Raw genomic sequence first — 24554 nt, 5'->3', positions numbered from 1 at the left:
TCTAATATATTCTGAAAAAATGCTTGCTGAAATTATAAAAAACCGCCGTGCCATCTATCCAGATGCCTATTCAAATGAACCTGTTTTAAAAACTGAAATAGAGCAAATCCTAGAAGCGGCCAATTGGGCACCCACACACAAACGTACCGAACCCTGGCGCTTTAAAGTGTTTCATACCGAAACTTCCAGAACTGCACTTTCAAGTTTTTTAGGAGAAGCCTATGTGAAATCTGTTGAAAACCCTTCCGACTTCAAACAAAAAAAGATGGGACAAAAAGCCTTGCAGTCGGGTTGTGTCATCGCCATTTGCATGCAACGTGATCCGGATGAAAAAATTCCGGAATGGGAAGAAGTGGCTGCGGTTGCCATGGCAGTCCAAAATATGTGGCTTACGGCACACGATTTGAAAATTGGTGCTTATTGGAGTTCCCCAGCCTTACTTAAATATCTTGGAGACCACGTTTCTCTTGCTGAAGGAGAACGCTGTTTAGGATTTTTATATATGGGAAAATTCCACGGGGAATTACCGGAAGGAACGAGAAAATCTTCTATTAATGAGAAAACCGTATGGTTGTAATTAGGAAAAGAAAAGTTCCCAGTTCACAAAAACTGTATAGATAAAGATGCCTAAATAAACCAGGGTTGCAAAAAACTTCATAAACGTAGACGCCAAAAATCCAAGGAAGGAACCAAACGCAGCTGTGATCGCTTTTTTGCCTTCGGTCCTATTAAAAACAAGTTCTCCAATCAAAGCTCCCACAAAAGGACCCATCAAAATTCCAAAGGGGATCGGGGCAAGAATCCCTACGATTAAACCTATGGTTGTACCCCAGGCACCCGCTTTACTACCACCAAATTTTTTGGTTCCTATGGCTGGAATAATATAATCCAGAATATAAAGGGTGACTGCTACTACGCCTGTAATGCTAATAAAAACCCAGTCAAACGGAAGCGAAGGAGCGAGGTATAAGCAAACCAAACCCAGCCAACTCACAGGCACGCCCGGCAAAACGGGTAAAAAACTACCTGCAATTCCTGCAAGCATTAAAATAAAACCAATACCAATTAAAAGTATATCCATAGTGGTGCATTAAATACCAAAAATACAGCTATGTTCTATTTTTGTAACTAATAAACTAGTTTAACTAAATAATTAGTTGTAATATTGAACCTCGATACATTTCAAAAATGCTTTTGGACATTTTTGAAATACTCGGTTACCTTAGATAGCTATTTAATTAACAACTGTAAAGGCGCGAGCAGCTACCAGCGAAGCGTCCTACTCACTAAAAACTACCCGCTACAACATGAAACAACTCACAAAAGCAGAAGAAGATATTATGCAAGTCCTGTGGGATTTGGGCGAAGCCAATGTAGCTGCCGTAATAGATGAGCTACCCGAACCCAAACCAGCGTATAATACCGTAAGCACTATTATACGAATTCTGGAAAGCAAAGAATTTGTAGACTATCGCAAAGAAGGCCGTGGCCATATCTATTTCCCAAAACTGAAAAAGAGCGAATACAGCAACCAATCTATCAACAAACTGGTGGATGGGTATTTTCAAGGATCCTTTAAAAGTATGGTTTCGTTTTTTATGAAAAAGAACGACATCAGTATTCAGGAATTGGAGAGTATTATGGGCGAAATCAATAAAAAGGAGAACTCATGATACATTATATTCTACAAGTACTATTGTTTCAGCTACTGTTCCTGGTCGTGTATGATGTATTCCTGAAAAAGGAAACGTTTTTCAACTATAACCGCTTGTATTTATTGGTTACTTCGGTAGTGAGTTTTGTGATTCCTTTTCTTAAAATTGAAGCCATCCAGCAAAGTATTCCGCAGGAATTTAGAGTGCAGTTACCTGCTGTACTTATTGGGAATGCCTCGGAAACTACTACAAATTCATTAATCGTATTAGATGAAATAGTACTATCACAACAAAGTGTGTCCTGGAGTACCATTACTCTGGGAATTTATCTTTTAGGAATAGTAATTTCAATCCTATTTTTTATAGTAAAACTTCGGAAATTATACCTGCTGAAGAAAACTGCCAAGCTTGAAAAATTGCGCAATTACACGATTGCCACGGTCCCAAATTCTGATGTGGCTTTCACATTCTTAAACACCATCTTTTTAGGAGATCAACTTACCGAACCACAGAGATCGAATATCCTGCAACACGAATTGGTACACGTACAGCAGCGACACACACTGGATTTGTTGTTTTTTGAAGCGCTGCGAATCCTGTGTTGGTTCAATCCAATGGTATATATTTTTCAGCATAAAATACAAACGTTGCACGAGTATGCGGCAGACCGATTGGTGGCCTCAAAAGATAAAGCGGGCTATTATCAAAACTTACTTTCAGAAGTGTTCAGCACCACAAAAATATCATTCATTAATACCTTTTATACATCATCAATAATCAAAAATCGAATCGTTATGTTACAAAAATCAAAATCTAAGAAAATCGTTCAGTTAAAGTATTTACTTCTTATTCCAGCTGTTTGCGCTATGTTGTTTTATACGTCTTGCTCCAATGATACTGCTGAAACGTTAGAAACGGAAGCCAATCTGCAAACCGAAGCAGACACGGAGGTAATGCAAAAAATCAATGAGCTTGCTGAAGCTATCATGAAAAAGGGAAATTTAACTGAAGAAGAAGAGCGTGCACTTAAATTTTTAGCTACCGAAGCTAAAGAAGGGGATAAAGTGTATACTTCGGTGGACGAATATTTAACCGATACTAAAGAAACATCGGACGTACCATTTGCTATAATCGAAAAAGTTCCCACATATCCAGGTTGTTTCGGAAACAATGATGAAATGAAAGAATGTATGGCTAAGCAGATACAGGCTTTTGTTGGGGAAAATTTCGACACCAAAATAGCCAACACGGTCAACCTTTCAGGGAGACAGCGTATTTCGGTACAATTCAAAATAAACAGAAACGGAACTGTTGCAGATGTACGTGCCAGAGCTGCACATCCAGCTTTAGAAGCTGAGGCCATTCGCGTAGTATCTAGTCTGCCTAAAATGATTCCTGGACAACAAAAAGGGCAATCAGTTGGCGTAATTTATGCCCTCCCCATAGTTTTTGAAATAAATGAATAAACTTTTAGTACTCATACTAATTACACTTACCACCTTAGCCGATGCTCAAAATGCATCGGCTATAGGTGATAGTTTGTATGCTTTGGGCGACTATAGCAAAGCCATTACCTATTATGAAGAAGCCAGTGAAACTGAAAAAATTGCTATTTCTTACGATGCCTTAGGAAACGGTGCAAAAGCGTTACAGTTTTATAAAAAAGCACTTTCAGTAAAAGAAGCCAGTCTATTAACTCAATACAACTACGGAAAATTATTGCTGAAAGCGGCGCAATATGAAAAAGCAGATAGTTTGTTTCAAATACTTACCAAAGCAAGCCCTAAGAACTCAGAGTTTGTATACCAACTAGGGCTTATAAAAGAAAAACGAAACGATTCCACAGCATATCCTACATTTTTCTATGCGCATGTATTAGATAAAAACCATCAAAACGCTTTGTACAAAATCGCAAAATATGCTGCGGAAGAGCGCGATTTTGATACAGCAAAAAAACATATTAAAAGTGGTTTAGAAGTAGATGCCAACAGCACCCGTTTTTTACAACTAAAGGCCATTGTAGCGTTTGTTGAAAAAGAGTATCATACGGCTGCCCAAACATATGAAGCCCTTTTAAAGCTATCTCAAAGTAATATCCCACAACACGAAAATCTAGCGGTAAGCTATACCAAAACCAACCGTTTTGAGGAAGCTATTGAGCAATACACCCTTCTCATAAATGAGTATGACGATAAAAACCCGTCGTGGCACTTTAGCATTGCCAAAAATTTTGAAGCGCTACGGTATTTAGACAAGGCGCAACATCATTTTGAAATTGCTATTCTGCTGCAGGATATTCCCCTTGACAACTCTTATGTTGCTTTGGCTTCAGTTTTTAAGAAACAGAAAGATTATAAAAATCAGTTGGAAGCTTTACAAAAAGCAGTAGAGGAAAATCCTGAGAATGGTACCGCATTATATTTGTTAGCTACTGCAGCTGACAATTATTTTGAAGATGAAGCCAGTGTTATTCCCTATTACGAAGCTTATTTAAAAAAATTTGGTGAAAATGTACAGTTTTCAGAATATGCCAAACAGCGTATAAAAGATATAAAGACAGATCTTCATTTTAATAAGAACTGAAAATAACACATTATAATGTCTGGTTGAGCCCTTCGACGCGCTCAAGATAAACCAAGGTCGAAACCTACTTTAATTTTCTGAAATTTAAAAAACCTTCCTAACCTTTAAAACCAGCAATCCCTCAAAAAATTGTACTTTCGTGTGTAGTTGCACGCTATGAAGCATTTTACGTACCTTTTAATTGTTTTACTCTGTACTTCTTGTCAGTTTTTTGAGACGGAAAAAATTTCGTCAGAGACTTTTTATGAAGAAGAATTAAAAACAATAGACTGGAAAAATGTGGATAGATATCCCGCTTTTGCTAGTTGTGATACCCTTTCGGAAAAAGAACAACAGAAAAGTTGTTTTGAAAGCGAATTGGCGTATCAACTACAAAAAAGTATGACAGCACAAGGTGTTACGTCACTTCAGGATTTGAATGATACCATCATTTTATCGTTCTCCATTTCAGAAAAAGCACAAATTTCTATTCTTGATATGCAAGTAGATAGTTTGTTGCAACGAGCTTTCCCCAACTTAGAAGATAGCTTAAAGTATTCCATAGATGGGCTGCAATTAGTAGCGCCAGCCTATAAGAGAGGCATTCCGGTAAAAACACAATTCACATTACCCATTGTGGTGACTACAGAAGCGTTTTAAATTTTTAACCCTTACAAACTCAACTTATACCCCACCGTAAAATCTACAGGGAAGGAGTCGTGACTATCCAATCCTATTCCAACAATATCGTTATAGGTAAAAAACAAATACCCATTTCCTAGCTTATAATCTGCTCCCAAACCGAAAATTCCGTGAGCCGTAAAATCGCCCCCCGAATCAGAGCCTAAAGTACCATCATTTAATAAAAAATCGTCACGACTGGAATAGGTGTAGCTTACAAATTTGGTATTGAGGAAAACATCCAGGGTTTCAGTTTTTACAAATTTTAACCGGTAATTTAAAGAAGCCTGTGTTGCGTTGTATTGAAATTCGTCATTTCCAAAAGTCTGTTTTAAGCGAAGTACCACAGAGTGTCGCTTCAATTTTACTTCGTCAATCAATTCAAAATCAATTCCTGCTACGGGTAATAAAGTGTTGTTTGGGTTTTGTGTGAAAATAGCATTGCTTACACCAGCAAAAATGCCCAATCGGGCACTTAGTTTTATAGAAGGCCTTTCGTTAGAAAAACTAGGGTCTACTTGTTTGTTATACGTATTTACATATTCCCGAAGACTAGACAGCGTCAAATTTACCTTGTCCGTATGTACAGGATTATCTACGGTAAGCAGTTGCAACGCCTCTTTAAATTCTTCTTGATATCTGCCGTTGGTTTTTGAATTTTTAAGTTCGGTGATGGTATTTCCTTTTTTGGCGAAATAACGGTAATCACCATCAATCGTATTCCATAATAAGGTGAGAGATCCGTCTACTTCGGTTTTTAGCGAATAAGATTGACCGTCAACACTATAGGTTTCCTGAGCAAAAATTTGGAGTTGCGCGAGGAGTATAAAACTTAAAAAAAGAAGAATGCGTTTCATAGTAGGTATATTATTGGTATGGTTAAAGGTAGAAAAAAATATGAATTGGGTGAATGGTTGAGAATTTTATGTAGTTAAGAGGTAACTATTTATTTTTAAGGTGTTGTTTCTCTTGCGTTTTAAACAATCGTTCTTTCCATACATAGGTGCCTTGAATACTTGAAATTACAACAACTACTGTTACGATTGGGTATATAAAAGTACTTCCCAGAAAGCTAAAGAAAGGAAACGATTTTTTAAAAAACCGAGCACTCTTCCGAAGCAATATAAAATCGATTGTTAGTTTGAAACAAATAAGGGCGATACTAAAAAGAACGTATTGCGGCCAAAAAAGTAACGTGATGAGTGCTAACAGAATCAACAAATTCATTGCAAATACCAAAATTCCCAATAATTTTGAAACAATACTTTTCTGTTGGGACGTTTTAGAGGCCCAGCGAACACGTTGTGAAATTATTTTTTTCCAAGAATCTACAACCTGTGTTGTTACTACAGCATCGCTGGATTTCAGATAACCGATTTTCTTCGGGAAATGTTGTTTGTATTTTTCCAGAAGAAACATGTCGTCACCGCTTGCTATGTGTGCATTATCTTCAAATCCATTTACACTTGTGAAGGCTTCCTTTGAGTATGCAAAATTGGCTCCATTGCTAAGCAACAAGTTTCCTAGTCCAAAACTTCCCACGGTAACCGCCTGTAAGCTCCAATTATCCAATTGTTGGTAACGTTGCAGAAATGAGTTGTTCACTTCATAAGCTACGGGCATTGCCACGCAAACAGGGGCGTTCGAAAGAATAAAGTCGTTTAAAATTTGCAACCAATTTTCTAGTACTGAACAATCTGCATCTGTGGTGACAATCCACGGATGTTTTGCTGTTGAAATTGCCAAAGTGATTGCCGCTTTTTTAGGTGAAGGTTGGTGGGGTGTATTCTGAAGAATTTGAAAGATAAGATTGCTTTCTTTCAGGTGTTGTAGAATTAGTTCTTCTGAAATGTCTGTAGATCCATCGTTTATAAAAATGATTTCAAAATGACTTTTTGGATAGTGCAATTGCTGAAGCGTTCTTAACAATCGCGGCAAATTTTGAGCTTCATTTCTAAAGGGAATTAGTACCGAAAATTTAGTTGCTGCGGTATTTCCAACACTCGGAAAATAAGGCACACGATCGTACCCAATGTACAGCAATACAATTGACCAAACGTATACTAGTGCGATAAAAAATGCTGCCCAGATCATTCTCGTTTCGGTTTAAAAGTAATTACAAAGTAACTGCCCACTGCCGCTGGAAGTACTGTGTTTAAAAGCCACATAAAAAATACAGTAGAGAGAATTAAAATTTCAGAAATACCCACGAAAGAAAACAACCAAACCGCCACGCCTCCGCGAATCACAACATCCAGCACAAAAAACGACGGAATTATAGATGCCAAAAGGTACATTGTAAAAATGACGATAGCGGCATCTTTCAGTAAAATGGATCCCCCGAAAAACTGCAGCAACTGATACCATAAAAAACTAAAAACCAGATAGCGAGCGACGGAGAGTAAAATTATTTTCAGCTTTCTTCCCTTGGAAATCTCTTTAAATTTCTTCCAAAAATTTTCTATTGAGAGTCCTTTAATACCCAATTGCTTTTTTCGATACAAATAGCCTAGCAGCAGCAATATGCTAACAACACAAATTAAGAGAAGTACCTTGTTGGTAGCAAAAGCAATGTTGTTATTCCAGATAAAGTAAAAGAGCGCAGGAACTCCAAAAAGTAGTGTCACAAACATTTGCGAACTGCTATGCACAAAGTTGAGAAAGACTATTTTTTTTCTATATTTCGGTTTAAAGTAAAGTGCTTTTACACCGTATTCGCCAATTCTATTTGGAGTAAGTAAGGAAGCTGTTAAGGATCCTAAAGTTTGTTTAAAAGCTTCTTTACACTTTAGCGGGAACCAAGTAGTAACGCTTATCTTCCACTTATAAATTTCCAACAGCCAGTTAAGCGTTGCCAGGCCAATAAATAACAGCCAGGATTGGATATTGGCTATTTGAAAACTATCCGTAAGTTTTTTAAGCACCGCAGTGTTTTCATCTCTAATTTTTAGAAAGATATATCCCAGTGCCAAGACAAGTAGGAAAACCTTTAGGGCAACGAGCCAATATTGCGTAGATTTGTGAGAAGCCATCATCACGTACGAAAGTAGTGAAATCGAAATCGGGCTTCGTTACAATTTCGCAAAAAAGCGAAATCACTCAGCCACCTTAAAAAAGAAAAAAGATTGTTTGCTTTGCTTTCTGAAAGAAGAAAGACTAACTGCCAATTTTTTTTATATATAATTATATGGCTCCTTCCCCCAGTGGGATATAAGTTTAATCAAACTGAAATTTTTTATTCCACGTTCTGGGGGAAGGTGGATTTCGGAACAGAAAAATGATGAAACGCTAGAACCTTTAATCCGAAATTCGGAAGGGGGCTAAGAGTTTTACAAAACGCATGAAAACAGAAAAAATAATCTTAGGAATAGACCCTGGAACCACCATTATGGGTTTCGGACTCATAAAAGTAGTGGGTAAAAAGATGGAGTTTCTGCAATTAAATGAGTTGCAACTTTCCAAATACGACGACCATTACAAGCGCCTGCGCCTTATTTTTGAGCGTACCATTGAGCTGATAGATTCCTATCATCCAGACCACATTGCTATTGAAGCACCCTTTTTTGGAAAAAATGTACAATCTATGCTCAAGTTGGGACGTGCACAAGGAGTTGCCATGGCAGCAGGACTTTCGCGCCAGATCCCAATTACTGAATATTCTCCAAAAAAAATAAAAATGGCGATTACGGGTAGTGGAAATGCAAGCAAAGAACAGGTAGCAAAAATGTTGCAAAGCACGCTGGGTCTTAAGGAGCTTCCCAAAAACTTAGACAGTACCGATGGTCTCGCCGCAGCTGTTTGTCATTTTTATAATGAAGGCAGGGTTGAGGTAGGTAAAAGCTACAGCGGTTGGGCAGCCTTTGTAAAACAAAACGAAAAACGAATCGACAAGTAAAATAAGTAAGCAGTATACAGTGGCAGTATGCAGTTTCTTACTGCCGACTGCCGCTGCCACTGAAAACTAAAAAATGAGCGGCATCTACATCCATATTCCTTTTTGCAAACAAGCGTGCCATTACTGCGACTTCCATTTTTCTACGTCCATGAAGAAAAAGGACGAATTGATTCAAGCGTTAGTAAAAGAAATTCAACTTCGGAAAGAGGAGCTGGTAGGAACGGTAGAAACCATCTATTTTGGTGGCGGAACTCCTTCGTTATTGGAGATCTCAGAGTTAAGAATGCTGATTGCTGAAGTATATAAAAACTTCAACGTTTCTGGAGATCCTGAAATTACTATTGAAGCAAACCCAGATGATCTCACTGAAACACTACTTCACCAATTAACGAAATCACCAATAAACCGTCTTTCCATTGGCGTACAATCGTTCTTTGAAGAAGATTTAAAGTTTATGAACCGAGCGCATAATGCTGAAGAGGCTTCAAAATGCATACAATTGGCAAAGAAACATTTCAGTAACATAAGCATCGATCTTATCTATGGGATTCCAAAAATGACTAATGAGCGATGGTTGGCGAATGTAGAAAAAGCACTCGAGCTGGATATTCCGCATTTGTCTTGTTATGCGTTGACGGTAGAACCAAAAACGGCGTTAGAAAATTTTATTAAAAAAGGGATTGTCCCACCTGTAGAGGATGACGTAGCCCAGGAACATCACAACCTTCTCATTGAAAAAACCGAAACTGCTGGCTACGAAAATTATGAGTTTTCAAATTTCAGCAAACCCGGATGGCATTCCAAAAATAACACAGCATATTGGCAAGGCAAGCCCTATTTGGGCATCGGCCCGAGCGCGCATAGTTATGATGGTGATAGACGGAGTTGGAATGTAGCGAATAATAGTTTATACATTAAAAAAATTGAAGCCGGAGAACTTCCTCTGGAGCGGGAAACCCTTTCCATACGCGATAAATATAATGAATACGTCATGACACGTTTAAGAACTACAAACGGTATTTCCCTACAAGAAATTTCTGAAATGTTCGGAGAGCAGTATTTAGAATATTTATTAAAGCAGGCCAAAGAACATATTGAAAACGGACTTTTAAAACACGTTACCTTTGGGGATTTAATTCGGCGAAAGCCAGATGGGAAAGGTGTTGAGAGGCTCATTGTTACCAAAAAAGGAAAGTTTTTAAGTGATGGAATTGCCAGCGACTTGTTTTTAATAGAATTGCAATGATAAATTGTATCTTACCATGTAAAACAGAACCGAATGCACGCTACATTAAATATGAACGATAAACTGCAGACGATAGACCTATCCAGGCCTTTGGATATTTCTATACCTTTAACGGATACTTCAAAGAATCCGCTGGCCTGGTATTTGGATAAACCTGCTATACAGCCTGTAAAATTAGATAATTGGGTAGGGAAGGTGAGTGAGGGTGCTTCGGTTAATTTTAATTCCATTCAGTTTAATCCGCACGCACACGGTACGCATACCGAGGGTGTTGGACATATTTCTAAGGAGTTTCATTCGGTTCAAGATTCCTTGAAAGCGTTTTTTTTTACTGCTGAAGTAATTTCGGTTACGCCTGAAAATTTTGGAGAAGATTTAGTGATACCTTCAGGACAATTAAAAGGATTGCTGGAAGGCAAAAAATCTGAAGCGGTTGTCATTAGAACATTACCCAATACATCCCAAAAAAAATCTAAAAAATACTCGCATACCAACTGGCCCTATTTACACGAAAATGCGGCAAAGTATTTAAGAGAATTGGGCGTAAAGCATTTGTTGATAGATTTGCCTAGTGTAGATAAGGAAAAGGATGAGGGAAAGTTGTTGGCACATAAAGCATTTTGGAATTTCCCAAAAGCACCACGTTTTGATGCGACCATAACCGAATTTATTTACGTACCAAATAGTATAAAAGATGGCTCGTACATTTTAAACTTACAAACGGCAAATTTTGTAAACGATGCAACGCCTAGCCGTCCCGTTTTATATAAATTGCTGAACTAATTAATTATATTTATCTAATGGAATTACTCTTTATAGGCTTGGCATTTGGTGCGGTGATCGCATATTTTTTGTTTCTGAAATTCAGCAGTGGACGAAAGAAAGAAAAGACCCAAACACAGTCTGTTATCTTAATGGAAAAAATACGAAGCGTCTGTAAATTTATCACAGTAGAAGGCGACTTTTCTGAAATTTACCACTACGAAAACGTAAAAGAAAAATGGCTCAGTTTATTTTTGGGAAAAAAGAAAGCGCTTGTTTTAATAGAAGCCAAGGCACACGTTGGTTTTGATCTTACAAAAATAAAAATGAACGCAGATATCAAAACGCGAACCATCATACTCAACAATTTTCCACAACCCGAATTGCTCACGGTGGAAACAGACTTTAAATACTACGATAAAAAAGAAGGATGGGCAAACCCGTTCACCGCTTCAGATTTAACCGAAATTAATCGCGAAGCAAAACAACACATTATAGATAAAATTCCCAGTAGTGGGCTTTTGACTGAAGCTTCTACGCAAGCATTAGAAACTATAAAACTGATGGAAAAATTGGTGGAAACAATCAATTGGAAACTGGATTTTACTGCTTTGGAAGTGAACGATTCTTCCATAAAAAAAGTAGGGCTATGAATAGAATAGGGATCCTTATTGTGCTGTACTTTTTCTCAACGGGAACAATCTCTGCTCAAATTGATACTGCTCAAATTGATGCTACCATTCAATTTTATCCTACTAATTTCAATACGGTTGCCGAACTTTCCAACTTAATAAGCCGTGATTTTACTTCCGAAGAAGCTAAAGTAAGAGCGATATACGGATGGATTATTAACAATGTCGCTTACGAACCTAACGAATATAAAGTATTCAATTATAGTTTTAAAAATTACCGGGAGCGTAATATAAAAGAAGAGAATACACGCGATAAAATTATAGAAAGGACGCTTCAAAAAGGAATTGCAGTGTGCGAAGGGTATGCAATGCTCTTTGAAAAATTATGTGAGTTACAGGGCATTCAGAATTATTTGGTGCGGGGCGATATAAAAACTAACTTCGAGGATATTGGAAGAGCATTTAAGCGGGTTCATATGTGGAATGTAGTGTACCTGGAAGGAAAACCGCACCTTATTGATGCCACGTGGGGCGCTGGGAAATACAAACAAAAATTTATAAAAGAACCTAGTTATTATTGGTATAAGACAGATTCCAAGCATTTTATAAAAACGCATTATCCAGATTTGGTCGAGGATGCATTTCTAGATGTTACCTTCAGAAAAGAAGCATTTGCGAACCTGCCCATCATTATAAAAAAAGAGTTGTTAATTGAGGATGTAAAAAAACCAGAAAGTGGTGTAATACATTCTGTTGAAAATGAAAAAGAAATTACTTTTTTACTGAAAACAGATGCGCCAAAAACTTTGTCTTATTCGTATAATTTTGGAGCAAAAGAAAAGATAAAAAACAGTATTTCAAAAGATGGGTTTTTAGAATTTCAGATTAAAACCAAAGCAGGGAGTAATTTGGTTGTGTATTTTGATGACGAACCTGCGTTGGCCTATAAAGTTGAATAAATGAATATTGAAGAATTCAGAAACTATTGTTTAGCCAAAAAAGGAGTCACCGAATCGCTTCCTTTTGGCCCGGATACCCTTGTTTTTAAAGTAATGAATAAAATGTTTGCTGTGTGTGGCCTGGAACGCACACCAACACAAGTGAACTTAAAATGTGACCCAGACCGCTCCGAAGAATTACGAGTTGAATATGAAGGACTCATTATCGCTGGTTGGCATATGAACAAACACCATTGGAATACCGTTTTTATTGAAGATGCGCTTCCACCCAAATTAGTAACCGAATTAATTGACCATTCGTACGACATAATCGTAGCTTCGCTTACCAAAAAATTAAAAGCAGAGTACGCCGCCTTATGAAGCAAACCCCAAGAGAGTTTTACCAGTCGCAACTGGAGCAACACACCCAGAATTTAAACCAATTGAAAAAGCAATTGGCATGGTCCAGTACCTTGCGTTTAGGAGTCTTTTTAGCCATCTGTGCAGGAGCTTACGTTGCTTTTGGCAACACAAAACTGGTGATAGCCATTATAGTAGCAGGAATTGCTTTGTTTATTTATATGGTGACTAGGCATAGTAAATTGAAGAACCAACGCGACCTTGCAAAATCTCTAATTGCCAGTAATGAAACCGAAATTAAAGTACTGCAACGCGACTTCCAGGAGCTACCAGATGGAGCCGAGTTTAAGAGTCCAAAGCATTCCTTTAGTCAGGACATAGACTTATTTGGACGCGGTTCTTTTTATCAATATAGCAATCGTACAGCCTTACAAATGGGATCTCAAAAGCTGGCACATTTGTTAACAGAAAATGCTATTGACAACATCCCACAAAAGCAAGAAGCCATTCAAGAGCTTTCCCAATTGCCAACGTGGCGACAATATTTTCTTGCCGTAGCGTCACTGGTGAAAACCGAAGTTTCATCTGCCAAAGTGGTTTCCTGGCTTAAGGATTATAAACCCTTCGCTCCCAAATGGATTAAAGGTGTCGCGGAAGGATTTTCGGTGCTTTCGGCAGTTTTGATTGCATTGTATTTCTTTGAATTTATTTCAGGTTATCTGTTATTTGGTTGGTTTGTATTGGGGTTGGCTATAAGTGGACGGTATGTAAAAAAAGTGAACGCTTTATCACAACACACTTCAAAAATCCAAAGCACGTTTGAGCAATTTTATAAATTGATTTTAGAAATTGAAGGGCAGGAATTTTCTTCAGCATTGCTTTCAGAAAAGAAGAATTTGGTTGTAAATACTGAAGTAAAAGCTTCAGCTTCCTTGAAGAAGTTTGCCAAGCACTTAGATAATTTAGACCAACGCAACAATATGCTCGTTGGTGTTTTGCTGAATGGATTTATGCTTCGGGACATCCGGCAGGCCTATACTATTGAACAATGGATTGCCACCTATAAAACCGAAGTGGAAACCTGGTTTAATACCATTACTTTTTTTGATGCGTATAACAGCTTGGCAAATTATACTTTTAACCACCCTACATACGTTTTTCCGAAAATTGAAAATAACAAATCGGTTCTGAAAGTTAAAGGCGGTGCCCACCCCTTATTGAATCCTGAAACTATGGTGCGCAACAATTTTGAGATTAATGAAAAGGAGTTTTTCATTGTCACAGGAGCAAATATGGCTGGTAAAAGCACCTTTTTAAGAACAGTTTCGCTACAGATAGTTATGGCGAATGTTGGACTGCCTGTTTGTGCCACTTCGGCAGCGTACAATCCCATAAAGCTTATCACAAGTATGCGAACTGCCGATAGTTTAACAGATGATGCCTCTTACTTTTTTAGTGAGTTGAAGCGTCTTCAGTTTATAGTAGAAAACATTAAAACAGATCGGTATTTTATTATTTTGGACGAAATTTTAAAAGGCACCAACAGTACCGATAAAGCAATAGGTTCCCGAAAATTTGTCGAGAAATTGGTCGCAGGAAATAGCACAGGAATTATTGCGACTCATGATTTAAGTTTATGCGAAGTTTCAAAAGAATTGCCTGAAGTAAAAAACTATTATTTTGATGCGCAAATTGTAAACGAAGAACTGTATTTTGACTACACCTTTAAACCCGGAATTTGCCAGAATATGAACGCTTCCTTTTTACTGAAGAAAATGAATATAGTTGACTAGTAGGTGCAGTAGCATTTACTTTTCTTTTACCACAAACCACAAACCACAAACCACAAACTTGGACTCCCTCACTCAAATAGTATTAGGCGCTGCAATAGGCGAAGCCGCTCTCGGTAAGAAAGTGGGTAATAAAGCTATGTTGTATGGTGCTATTGCAGGGACTATTCCAGATTTGGATGTAATATCCAGGTATTTTGTAGATACCGTAACCGCACTAGAATGGCATCGCGGATTTACACATTCCATACTTTTTTCTATTGTTTTTGGGCTGTTATTTGGTTGGCTTGTCTCGTTGTGGGAAAAACGGGCGAGTTGGAAACAATGGTCGCTGTTTTGGTTTTTATGTTTTGTGACACATCCTTTGTTGGACGCACATACTACTTGGGGAACTCAATTGTTTTGGCCATTTGATCTTCGACTGGCGTACAAAAATATTTTTGTGATAGACCCACTCTACACGCTTCCTTTTTTAGTGTTTTTAATTTTAGCGCTACGGCGGAAACGTGACGATCCCAAACGAAGGAAGTTAAACAACCTTGGATTATACATAAGCAGTGGCTATCTTTTGTTAACGTTACTGCTAAAGGGAATCACCTTTCTGAAATTTGAAAATGCTTTAGCAGCACAAAATATTGCCTACACCGAAATAGAAACCAAACCCGCGCCATTACAAAGTATTTTGTGGACAGCAAACGTAGAGACAGAAGACGCTTTTTTAATAGGATATTATTCACTTTTCGATTCGCAAGCCATCAATTTTGGTAGCCATCCTAAGAATCACGGGCTATTGGGAGATTTAGCGGAAAACGATAAAGTACAACGCCTCATACAACTCACTAACGGCTTTTACACCATCACAAAAACCGATGGCAACTTATATTTCAATGACCTTAGATTTGGAACTCTAAGTGTAAACCCAGACAATCAACAATACGTTTTTAGTTTCTTGCTAAAAGGCGATAAAGAAAACCTTACCATTACCGAAAACCAAAAAAAACCCGAAGATGCCAAGAAGATATTAGCAGAACTGTGGCAGCGTATTAAAGGAAATTAATATTTTTAAGTACAAAGTACAAAGTACAAAGTACAAAGTACAAAGTACAAAGTACAAAGAACAAAATCTCTTTTCTAAAATCTCGTACCTCGTCGTTCGTACCTCGTATTTTTTAAGAAGAGCCCGTAGCTAAAAGAAAAGGACATCGAACAAAGATTTTAGTTGTTTTGACTACCAGTTGCCCCGACTACTGGCTATCTACAAGCGAAGCGTCCTACCCGCTACCAACTACCAACTAACTTGACATGTCTGCCACAATTTTCCACGCACCATCAATCTTTTTGAAAATAATCAGGAAGTTTCCATTGGCATCGCCCACCTTTCGTTTTAAGAAGTAGCGTCCCATAACCCAATAGCTGTTGGTTTCAATGGGTGAAATATCGTCTATTTCAAAGGTGAGAGTTCCGCTATGATCTTTGGTGGGATAGCTTTTTTTGTAGTTGTCTAAGGTTTGTTGCCAGCCTTTAGTAAGCCCGTTACTTCCATAGAATTTTAAGGAATCACTTTTCCAGTAGCCTTGCATAAACCCTTCCAAATCGTTTTGGCTCCAGGCTTTTTCCTGCTCTTTCATCACCTTTAAAATGGAGGCTTTATCTGCTGTGGCACTCTTTTGAACAGCACATGAAATAAAGAAAAAAGATATAATTATAAAGTAGGTGATTTTCATATTGCTGAAATTTTAATTGAAAGGAAAGATACGTAATTTTGAAAGAGATAATTTAGCATATATGATAGATGTAACCATAGTAACCTGTAAAAAGTATCTTCACAATAAGGAGGGGAACTCTTATATACATACTATTTTCTTGGAGTACACACTGCTGAAAGATGCACTGGAAAGTAAAGGGATTTCAGTAAAAAGAACCCATTGGGACAATCCCGATTATGATTGGAGCCAAACGAAAGCGGTCGTTATTAGAACCGTTTGGGATTATTTTGAACGGTTTGATGAATTTAATACCTGGATGATACAAGCGGCTTCGGTAACTAATTTAATTAATCCGTTGCCTTTACAACAATGGAATTCACACAAGTTTTATTTGCAGCAATTGCAGGAAAAAGGCGTGCGCATTGTCCCTACCGAATTTGTTGCCAAAGGATTCAAAACTTCATTAGAAGAAATTTCAGTAAAAAGAGGATGGACGCACTTAGTCATAAAACCTGCCATTTCTGCGGCTGCTTTTCATACCTATAAAGTTTCAGCAGAAAACAGAGCCGCAAAAGAAATAGTTTTTCAGGAATTGCTGGTAAGTCGCGATATGTTGGTGCAACCCTTTATAGAAACTATTGTCGATAAAGGAGAAGCCTCTTTAATGGTTATGAATGGCACTTACACCCACGCAATTTTAAAGAAAGCAAAACAGGGAGATTTTCGCGTACAAGACGATTACGGGGGCACGGTCCATCTGTACAACCCCTCGAAAGAGGAAATTGAGTTTGCCGAATATATAAACACGCAATGTCCAGTATTACCCATCTATGGAAGAGTTGATATAGTTTGGGATGCAGCGGGAAAACCCATGCTTTCCGAAATTGAATTCCTAGACCCTGAACTATGGATTAGAAACGCCCCAACAACTGCTGAAATTCTTGCAGAAGGAATTGCAAAAGCTATATGTTAATGAAGTGATTCCTCAAAAATCAAATCGGGATCTGGACACAGTTCTTTCCAGCGTTCTAGTTCTGAAGGGAAAGCGACACCATTATAATTTTCGGTTTCGCCTAATAAATCTGTAATAAGCTGAAAATGGAGGTGTGGCACCCAATGCCCGTTTTCTTGCTCATCACCCAAATAAGCTGCTAATTCGCCATTTTTTAGTTGTTTTCCTTTGGGGGAAAGCGCTAAGGAATCTTGGCTCAAATGTCCATATAAGGTATAAAATGTATGTTCAGCAATGATGTGTTCAATAACCAATAGAGGGCCGTAATCTTTATGAAAATCATTATGATGAGAAATCACTACGGTGCCATCAAATGGAATATGAACTGGAGTTCTGGCGGGTACCCAGAAATCGGTTCCCAGATGAATGTTTCTGTATTCGGTGATTTGGTTTACACTTCTTTCGAACCGTTTGGTATTGTAAAAGCTTCGTTCTTCCAAGTATCCATTGGCCAATAGTGCATTTGAGTACTTCTCCTGAAATGCCTGCAAACGATTGGCAGCGAGCTCTAAATTTTCATGTTGGGGATCTTCTCCAAAAAAATGACTCCCTACACTCATATCTGGAATTGCCACTTCAGAGAATTTTAGTGTGGGAAATAGCGTCTGTAAAGAAACTTTATTAGTTTTAAAAAGCGTTTCAAAAGTCATCATCAAATTTTAGTAAATTTAATGAACTTCTTATTTTGTAAATGCTAAACACTTCAGTTTTTACAACACTCCTTTCTGCTTTTTGTAAAAGGCATCGGCCTGGTCTTGCATTAATTCCCTGGCAATCTTCCGTTTGTAGTCGTACAATTCTTGCTCGTCTGCAATGTCTGCGTATACACGGTTATTTACATCCTGGTCTGTAGCCACCAATATGTCTCGCTGACTTTTTTGCTGCGTCACCCAACTTTTTAACGCGCCTTCTTGTTCGCCTAGTTTAAGATCGTACGAGCCTTTTGGTGAAATTAATTTGGCGAAAATAGGGGAGGTTTCAATCGCTAAGAATAATAAAAAGATAAAGAACGAAGGCAACCAAGGTAATTCGCCCAAAGCGGTTACACGTGCCATTAACCCGTCAAAACCGTCTATGATGGGTTGGGTTTCGGCAATTTTATCTTGGTATTGGGTGGCCAACTGCGCTATTTGCGCTTCGGTGGCTTCAATCCTGGCGTTGTTGGTTTCTTTTAATTCTTTAAGAGCGGCTAATTCGGCATCGTGTTTGTCTCGCTTTTCCTTATATACAGGACCTTTTCCAAGTTTTTCGGTGCCTGCGGTCCCTTCAGCTTCAGAAATATAGACGTTGTACAAGGCATTAACTTCGGCTTCTTTTGTAGTTACTTCTTTTTTAAGGGCTTCAATTTCAGCAGTAAGTCCTTCTACAGCCGGCGTGTATTGAAGTGCCAATTGGTCTTTATTCTCCAGCGTTAAGTCATTCTTCTGTTCCAGTAAAACCTGATTGATTTCCTTTTCAAAAATCTTCAATTCTAACGGTTTCGAAATTACAACGGCAATAATTACAGCTAGTAAAATCCTTGGCGATGCTTGTATTAATTCATCTATAAAACTGTCTCTTTTTTTGATGGTAGAAACTATAAATCTATCCAGGTTAAATATGAGCAAGCCCCAGATAAGTCCGAAGAAAATTGCGGTAAATACATTGTCAAAAACGGTATATAAAGCATAACTACCTGCAATGGTAGCCATCACGGCCGTAAAGAAAACGGTGGCGCCAATACCTGCATATTTGGTGTTTTCGCCCGCGGAGCAATCGTCTAGAATGTCGGTATCTGCCCCCGAGCAGAAAATGAAAAAGCGTTGTAACATAGGTTGATAGGTTTTTTCCCGAGTTATTAAAACGGGTTAATTGATGAATTTATATAACGCAATTTGTTTCAGTTTGTTACATAAAAAAGCTCCAAATTAATTGGAGCCTTTTTAAATAATTCTTTTGAGTGTCTTTATATTTTACTAAAAACTACTGAGGGCACGTCGTGTGGTGTATCTAGGGTGTCCATAGCAATAATTTTATGTTTTTTACATAATGCAATCGCCTCTTCTTTACTTATGAAACCACCATTTGTATAAAAGGTGGTTCCTTTTTTAGCTAATTCATTAAATAATTCTAGATAATTATCTGTGCCATTTTTTGGACCTAGGTTGGGTGGATCAAAAAGGGTCATTTTTAAGGTTGCCTTAACTTGTTCTTTATTTCCGTTAATATAGGTTTCATTTTTATTGGTATCTGAAGAAACATTTAAGTTAAATCCTTGTCTAAGATCTTTGCGAACTATTTTAAGCGCTTCGTTGAACGTAATTTCAGAACCGTTCAAATAAAATGTGGCGCCATGTCTATTCATTACTTTTAAATGGCTTACCACATTCCCTGCTGTTGGTTTTGGAGCCTCTCTTTGTTTTTTTTCTACGACAGTACCCGTTTTTTTGTTTGAATCGAATGTAATAGGCTTTGTAGAAATTTTGACCTGCGGATTTTTAGAACTGCTTCCAGTACTTTGAATATTCAGGTCTTTATTTTTCTTTACTAGCTCGATGGCCTTGTCTGAAGTTATTTGCTTTCCTTCAAAATAGAAGGTTGCATTCTTTTTTGCCATTTCAATAATATGATCTATCGGGCTCGTTGGCGGTGGTGGCGGGGGAGGAATATTGAAATTGCCGTCGTTTACACCTTTTAGCACTCTTGGAGCATCCGGAGCAGGTGGTGGCGGTGGTGGAGAGGTTGGAATTATACTTTCACCACCATTCGCTTTAAAGTATGCTGTCTTTCTAAATTCTATATCCAGCTTTTCCATAAAACTATCTGGCGTACCAGCAACAAGTACCGACGGATGCGCTGCTTGATACTCTGCCGTTGTCCAGTCTTTGGTCGCTTTGTCTAGATCCTTGGCAAAGTTTTTCAAGGAAGTTGTTTTCCCATTGATCATTATTTCACTCACGTTTATGGTAATAACGATACTTTTCTTATGGTTTCTTGCTGCACCCTCATTATAAGCCTTAGCATAGTCTTTTTCCCAGGAAGATTGGTTTTTTGGAAGACATTCTGGAAAGGGTAAGGCGTTTTGCTTTTGTTCTTCACTCATTTGACGGTAAATGTTTTCCAGCTTCATTAAATCTTCCCAACCAATTTTACGTTCCGCAACAGGAACGGCATTGTATTTTTTTGCTAGTTGGTTGTAAATTTCAATCTGTTTGGCGGTGGCTTTTTCTTTGGAAGAATTTCGAATCGTATTTTCACTCCAATCATTATTTTCCTCATTAACTGTTGGGTGGTTTATTATTCTGTATATTCCATATTCACGAAGTTTGTTATTTACTTCAAAAACTGAACTCATAGGTATGTTTTCTTCAGCATACATATGCACTACTACGTTTTTACTTCTTTCTGTAAAAGAAAGTGAACTATTAAAGCGGGTTAAAGTTTCAGAAAGATTTTCTAAATTGGTTAAGTTCTCGTTAACCAAGATACCTTCTGTATCATTTATGTGAATATTGATATCTTCTGCGATGATTAAATTGTCAGAAGTCTTTTCAATTATCTGGGTTGTGCTAAACCCATATATCAATACCGCCAATAATGGCAATACTAATAGACTTTTAAGCCATGCGGCTCTTTTTGATGTGTGTGTTTTCATAACTGTAAAACGTTTTTTGATAGATGAATAATTAATAGAATGTGCCATTACCGGCACACTGGAAGTTGATGAGAAATCCAGTAAAATTGTTTGATAGGTTGAGAGCTCGGCACCCTGATTTAAAACGGTGCGGTCTGCCAAAAATTCGTGATTAAGCTTGATGCTGTGTTTGATAAAATATAAGAGCGGATTGAACCAAAATACAATGCGCAGCAGTTCAAAAAATACAATATCCCAACTGTGCTTTTGTTCCACGTGCGCTGTTTCGTGAACGATTACTTCCTGCGGAATTTCACCTGCTTCATATTCCTTTTTACTGAAAAATATATAGTTAAAAAAACTATGCGGTGTTACTGGAAGTTTCAGCAATACATGAAAAATAGACCCTTTTTTAAATTTTGGATTATGTTGTACTTTAGTGAAAATGCGAAATATATTTCGCCCAAATCGAAGGCTGAATATAAGTGCGCCTACTAGGTAAATTCCTCCTAAAATATACGGGAGATAGTTTATAGGCGTTGCTATTGCTGCAGTAGGTTCAACCATCGGTACAGAAAACTGTGTGAAGGTTTGATTGGCTATAGGCGCCACTTCAATGTACTCAGTAAATGTGATAAACGGAATTACAAATGATACAGCCAAACTTCCCAATAAAAAGAACCGTTTGGTGGTGTGCAAGGACGTGTTTTCTAATACGAGTTTATAAAAAAGGAAGAGAATTCCCAAACAAGCAGCCGATTTTAAGATATATACTTCCATCTCTATTTGTTTTTTAGTTGTTGGTCAATCATTTTTTTGAGTTGTTCCAATTCTGCTTTGTTTAAATCGGTTGTTTCCGTAAAGAAAGAAGCAAATTGAGCGGCGTCATTATTAAAGAAATTTTTAATAAGCCCGTTCATATGTTTGCTGAAATAGTCTTTTTTCTTCACTAACGGAAAGTACTCACGTGATCTTCCCAACTGTTTATAATCTACAAAACCTTTGTCCTGCATACGTTTTAAAAGTGTCGCAATAGTCGTTGTTGCTGGTTTTGGGTCTTCATATGCTTCCAGTAGGTCTTTAGCAAGTGCTTTTTTCTGTTTCCACAGATATTGCATTAATTGCTCTTCGGCATTGGATAAAGTCATAGTGCTTTTAGTTTTACTCTACAAACATAGAACAAAGTTTTTAATTCTACAAATGTAGAGTGAGTAAAATTTCAAATAAACAAAAAACAAATCCCAAAATGCATTAACCTGTAAGGTTTCAAGTGGCCGCAACGCAATGGCAACTTTGTAGGTTTCCCTCGCAAAATTTAATTTCCCTACTTTTTTCAGAATTTAATTATTAAAGTCTCTCTTTGAAGGGAGATTTAGAGGGATGTATTTACCTTTGTCTCTTAATCAAACAAAGTCGGATGTAGGAAAGAGATTTCCGCCTTCGCGGAAATGAAAATGAATGCTACCATAGAAAGAGAAGTCACTAAAAGAGCCGACAACACCTGTGAATTGTGTACCGCTACAGAAAAACTAAATGTATATGAAGTACCCGAAACGCCCGTAAGAATTGAAGGGGCAGACGGTGCCATTTTAGTTTGCAACACCTGTGAGTCGCAATTTGAGGCTGAAGAACGCGATGCCAACCATTGGCGTTGTTTAAACGACAGTATTTGGAGTCCCGTTTCAGCAGTGAAAGTGATGTCGTTTAGAATGTTACACAGATTAAAAGCCGAAGGTTGGCCACAAGACCTCCTGGATATGATGTATCTGGAAGAGGACGAACGAGAATGGGCAAGAGCAGCGGGTGATGCAGACGATAAAAGCAATGCGCTCGTTCATCGGGATGCGAATGGTGTCATCCTGCAAGCGGGAGATAACGTTGTTCTTATAAAAGACTTAAAGGTAAAAGGGAGCAGTATGGTTGCCAAGCAAGGAACAGCGGTACGCCGTATTTCTCTGGATCACGAAAACGAAACCTATATAGAAGGAAAAGTAGATGGGCAGCAAATCGTACTCATTACAGAGTATGTGAAGAAAATGTAATATTCTTACCTCACCCTTTTTAAAAATAAAATTTAAAAAAAACCTGTTAGATTTTTTAAATCTGACAGGTTTTTTATTTCTCTAGTGTTTTAACTTGATTACTACAGCATAAAAAGAATCATCGACGCCACTCAAGGATCTTAAATGGCTAGTTTATTTGTTATGAACTTATCTTTGTAAATTCATGATAAAACTGCGGAATTGTTTCAATCCCTTTCAAATAATTCCAAATACCAAAATGCTCATTAGGCGAATGTATAGCATCGCTATCCAGACCAAAGCCCATTAAGATGGTTTTACTTTGTAGTTCCTTTTCAAATAGAGCAACAATGGGGATGCTTCCACCACTTCGTTGAGGAATGGGTGTTTTGCCGAATGTAGTCTCATAAGCTTTGCTCGCAGCTTTATAACCAAGGCTATCAATGGGAGTTACGTATGCTTGTCCTCCGTGATGTGGTTTCACCTTTACCGTTACGCCTTTGGGAGCCATACTTTCAAAATGATTTTTAAAAAGTTCCGTAATCTTTTTCCAGTCTTGGTCTGGAACCAAACGCATAGAGATTTTCGCAAACGCTTGGCTTGCAATTACTGTTTTGGCTCCTTCGCCTGTATAACCACCCCAAATACCGTTTACGTCTAAAGTTGGTCGGATGCTATTACGTTCGTTTGTACTGTAGCCTGCTTCTCCATATACATCTTCAATATCCAACGCTTTGCAATACGCTTCTTTGCTGAAAGGTGCTTCTGCCATTTTTGCGCGTTCTTCGGCTGAAAGTACTTCCACCGTATCATAAAATCCAGGAATGGTAATATGGTTGTTCTCATCGTGTAAAGAAGCAATCATCTTCGTTAATACATTAATAGGGTTTGCTACCGCGCCGCCATACAATCCGCTATGCAAATCACGATTGGGGCCTGTAACTTCAACTTCCACATAGCTCAATCCACGAAGTCCTGTGGTGATGCTTGGAATATCGTTAGCAATCATTCCTGTATCGCTAATCAAGATAACATCGTTTGCTAACTTTTCCTGATTGCGTTTTACGAACCACTCTAAACTTTCGCTACCCACTTCTTCTTCTCCTTCAATCATAAATTTTACGTTACAGGGGAGCTGATCTGTAGCCGTCATATATTCCATTGCCTTTACGTGCATATACATTTGGCCTTTATCATCACAACTTCCACGAGCGAAAATAGCGCCTTCCGGATGTAGCTTTGTCTTTTTAATTACTGGCTCAAATGGTGGGCTCACCCATAAATCTAAAGGATCTGGGGGCTGCACATCATAATGACCATATACAAGTACGGTGGGAAGGTTCGGGTCAATTATTTTTTCAGCAAAAACGATGGGATACCCTGGTGTCTCACAGATTTCAACCGTGTCACAACCCGCTTTTTCTAAGCTTTGTTTAATAACATCGGCTGTTTTTATCACATCAATTTTATACGTTGAATCTGCCGATATAGACGGAATCTTCAGTAAATCAATGAGTTCGTCAATAAATCGTTGTTTGTGTTTTTCTATATAAGGTTTTGCGCTTTTCATAGTTCGACGGAGTTTATCCTGAGCTTGTCGAAGGGCTCACCTTCCGTACAAGCTGATATTGTTTTAAAGGATTAATTTTTTGATTTGCGCTAAGTTACAAAAAGTGCGTTT

The 24554-nt window shown here is 38.0% G+C and carries 25 protein-coding genes; 15 read left to right on the top strand and 10 right to left on the bottom strand.

Annotation, left to right across the window (positions count from 1 at the left end):
* Positions 1-19: 19 nt before the first annotated feature.
* On the top strand, positions 20-577 hold the full coding sequence (locus ACQ2HF_RS02270) for a nitroreductase family protein (RefSeq protein WP_432411896.1): 558 nt from the start codon (positions 20-22) through the stop codon (positions 575-577).
* Here ACQ2HF_RS02270 and ACQ2HF_RS02265 read toward each other — a convergent pair whose 3' ends face one another.
* Positions 578-1081 carry a DUF456 domain-containing protein gene (locus ACQ2HF_RS02265; RefSeq protein WP_432411895.1) on the bottom strand — a complete coding sequence of 168 codons (504 nt, stop codon included), beginning with the start codon at positions 1079-1081 and terminating at the stop codon, positions 578-580.
* Between the two features lie 226 nt (positions 1082-1307).
* Between ACQ2HF_RS02265 and ACQ2HF_RS02260 the strand changes: the two genes are divergently transcribed.
* The 4 genes from ACQ2HF_RS02260 (at position 1308) to ACQ2HF_RS02245 (ending at position 4877) form a co-directional block, all read left to right on the top strand.
* Positions 1308-1673 carry a BlaI/MecI/CopY family transcriptional regulator gene (locus ACQ2HF_RS02260; RefSeq protein WP_432411894.1) on the top strand — a complete coding sequence of 122 codons (366 nt, stop codon included), beginning with the start codon at positions 1308-1310 and terminating at the stop codon, positions 1671-1673.
* Positions 1670-3121: a M56 family metallopeptidase gene (locus ACQ2HF_RS02255; protein ID WP_432411893.1), complete on the top strand. Its 1452-nt coding sequence runs from the start codon at positions 1670-1672 to the stop codon at positions 3119-3121. Before ACQ2HF_RS02260 ends, ACQ2HF_RS02255 begins: the two co-directional genes overlap by 4 nt.
* A complete protein-coding gene (locus tag ACQ2HF_RS02250) occupies positions 3114-4238 on the top strand; it encodes a tetratricopeptide repeat protein (protein WP_432411892.1) in 1125 nt (374 codons plus the stop codon). Before ACQ2HF_RS02255 ends, ACQ2HF_RS02250 begins: the two co-directional genes overlap by 8 nt.
* Positions 4239-4394: 156 nt before the next feature.
* Positions 4395-4877 carry a hypothetical protein gene (locus ACQ2HF_RS02245; protein WP_432411891.1) on the top strand — a complete coding sequence of 161 codons (483 nt, stop codon included), beginning with the start codon at positions 4395-4397 and terminating at the stop codon, positions 4875-4877.
* 11 nt (positions 4878-4888) lie between these two features.
* Here the strand turns inward: ACQ2HF_RS02245 and ACQ2HF_RS02240 are convergent, their stop codons facing one another.
* The 3 genes from ACQ2HF_RS02240 to ACQ2HF_RS02230 all read right to left on the bottom strand — a co-directional run bounded on the left by ACQ2HF_RS02240 (position 4889) and on the right by ACQ2HF_RS02230 (position 7930).
* Positions 4889-5755, bottom strand: coding sequence for a hypothetical protein (locus ACQ2HF_RS02240; protein ID WP_432411890.1), 867 nt, complete (start codon positions 5753-5755; stop codon positions 4889-4891).
* An 85-nt stretch (positions 5756-5840) separates the two neighbouring features.
* Positions 5841-6992, bottom strand: a complete 1152-nt coding sequence (locus tag ACQ2HF_RS02235; RefSeq protein ID WP_432411889.1) for a glycosyltransferase — start codon at positions 6990-6992, stop codon at positions 5841-5843.
* Entirely contained in the window at positions 6989-7930 is a 942-nt protein-coding gene (locus ACQ2HF_RS02230; RefSeq protein WP_432411888.1) for a hypothetical protein, read from the bottom strand. Before ACQ2HF_RS02230 ends, ACQ2HF_RS02235 begins: the two co-directional genes overlap by 4 nt.
* 308 nt (positions 7931-8238) lie before the next feature.
* Between ACQ2HF_RS02230 and ruvC the strand changes: the two genes are divergently transcribed.
* The 8 genes from ruvC (at position 8239) to ACQ2HF_RS02190 (ending at position 15578) form a co-directional block, all read left to right on the top strand.
* A complete protein-coding gene (ruvC, locus tag ACQ2HF_RS02225) occupies positions 8239-8793 on the top strand; it encodes a crossover junction endodeoxyribonuclease RuvC (RefSeq protein WP_432411887.1) in 555 nt (184 codons plus the stop codon).
* 73 nt (positions 8794-8866) lie between these two features.
* Positions 8867-10039: a radical SAM family heme chaperone HemW gene (hemW, locus tag ACQ2HF_RS02220; RefSeq protein WP_432411886.1), complete on the top strand. Its 1173-nt coding sequence runs from the start codon at positions 8867-8869 to the stop codon at positions 10037-10039.
* A gap of 33 nt (positions 10040-10072) precedes the next feature.
* The gene (locus ACQ2HF_RS02215) at positions 10073-10822 is read left to right on the top strand and encodes a cyclase family protein (RefSeq protein ID WP_432411885.1); all 750 of its coding nucleotides are present in this window, start codon (positions 10073-10075) and stop codon (positions 10820-10822) included.
* 17 nt (positions 10823-10839) lie between these two features.
* The gene (locus ACQ2HF_RS02210) at positions 10840-11454 is read left to right on the top strand and encodes a DUF4230 domain-containing protein (RefSeq protein WP_432411884.1); all 615 of its coding nucleotides are present in this window, start codon (positions 10840-10842) and stop codon (positions 11452-11454) included.
* Entirely contained in the window at positions 11451-12392 is a 942-nt protein-coding gene (locus ACQ2HF_RS02205) for a transglutaminase domain-containing protein (protein ID WP_432411883.1), read from the top strand. Before ACQ2HF_RS02210 ends, ACQ2HF_RS02205 begins: the two co-directional genes overlap by 4 nt.
* Positions 12393-12752, top strand: coding sequence for an MmcQ/YjbR family DNA-binding protein (locus tag ACQ2HF_RS02200; protein ID WP_432411882.1), 360 nt, complete (start codon positions 12393-12395; stop codon positions 12750-12752). It abuts the gene before it with no gap.
* Positions 12749-14524: a MutS-related protein gene (locus ACQ2HF_RS02195; protein WP_432411881.1), complete on the top strand. Its 1776-nt coding sequence runs from the start codon at positions 12749-12751 to the stop codon at positions 14522-14524. Before ACQ2HF_RS02200 ends, ACQ2HF_RS02195 begins: the two co-directional genes overlap by 4 nt.
* Before the next feature lie 58 nt (positions 14525-14582).
* The gene (locus tag ACQ2HF_RS02190; RefSeq protein WP_432411880.1) at positions 14583-15578 is read left to right on the top strand and encodes a metal-dependent hydrolase; all 996 of its coding nucleotides are present in this window, start codon (positions 14583-14585) and stop codon (positions 15576-15578) included.
* A gap of 235 nt (positions 15579-15813) precedes the next feature.
* Here the strand turns inward: ACQ2HF_RS02190 and ACQ2HF_RS02185 are convergent, their stop codons facing one another.
* Complete coding sequence (locus tag ACQ2HF_RS02185) at positions 15814-16245, bottom strand: YybH family protein (protein WP_432411879.1); 432 nt, start codon at positions 16243-16245, stop codon at positions 15814-15816.
* A gap of 16 nt (positions 16246-16261) precedes the next feature.
* On the opposite strand from ACQ2HF_RS02185, the gene ACQ2HF_RS02180 reads away from it, so the two are divergent.
* Entirely contained in the window at positions 16262-17200 is a 939-nt protein-coding gene (locus tag ACQ2HF_RS02180; protein ID WP_432411878.1) for an ATP-grasp domain-containing protein, read from the top strand.
* On the opposite strand, the gene ACQ2HF_RS02175 is transcribed toward ACQ2HF_RS02180, so the two are convergent.
* The 4 genes from ACQ2HF_RS02175 to ACQ2HF_RS02160 form a co-directional block, all read right to left on the bottom strand.
* The gene (locus ACQ2HF_RS02175; RefSeq protein WP_432411877.1) at positions 17197-17892 is read right to left on the bottom strand and encodes a peptidoglycan DD-metalloendopeptidase family protein; all 696 of its coding nucleotides are present in this window, start codon (positions 17890-17892) and stop codon (positions 17197-17199) included. The genes ACQ2HF_RS02180 and ACQ2HF_RS02175 overlap by 4 nt on opposite strands.
* A gap of 57 nt (positions 17893-17949) precedes the next feature.
* Positions 17950-19050: a DUF4407 domain-containing protein gene (locus tag ACQ2HF_RS02170; protein ID WP_432411876.1), complete on the bottom strand. Its 1101-nt coding sequence runs from the start codon at positions 19048-19050 to the stop codon at positions 17950-17952.
* A 134-nt stretch (positions 19051-19184) separates the two neighbouring features.
* Positions 19185-21632 (bottom strand): M56 family metallopeptidase, encoded by a 2448-nt coding sequence (locus tag ACQ2HF_RS02165; RefSeq protein ID WP_432411875.1) that lies wholly within the window; start codon positions 21630-21632, stop codon positions 19185-19187.
* Between the two features lie 2 nt (positions 21633-21634).
* Entirely contained in the window at positions 21635-22000 is a 366-nt protein-coding gene (locus ACQ2HF_RS02160; RefSeq protein WP_432411874.1) for a BlaI/MecI/CopY family transcriptional regulator, read from the bottom strand.
* 306 nt (positions 22001-22306) lie between these two features.
* On the opposite strand from ACQ2HF_RS02160, the gene ACQ2HF_RS02155 reads away from it, so the two are divergent.
* Positions 22307-22894 carry a PhnA domain-containing protein gene (locus ACQ2HF_RS02155; protein ID WP_432411873.1) on the top strand — a complete coding sequence of 196 codons (588 nt, stop codon included), beginning with the start codon at positions 22307-22309 and terminating at the stop codon, positions 22892-22894.
* A gap of 160 nt (positions 22895-23054) precedes the next feature.
* Here the strand turns inward: ACQ2HF_RS02155 and ACQ2HF_RS02150 are convergent, their stop codons facing one another.
* Entirely contained in the window at positions 23055-24443 is a 1389-nt protein-coding gene (locus ACQ2HF_RS02150; RefSeq protein WP_432411872.1) for a dipeptidase, read from the bottom strand.
* Between the last annotated feature and the right edge of the window lie 111 nt (positions 24444-24554).

The organism is Rasiella sp. SM2506, from assembly GCF_050859505.1.
In the GTDB taxonomy this organism is placed as follows: Bacteria; Bacteroidota; Bacteroidia; order Flavobacteriales; family Flavobacteriaceae; genus Marinirhabdus.
This window is presented reverse-complemented; position numbering and strand designations above follow the sequence as displayed.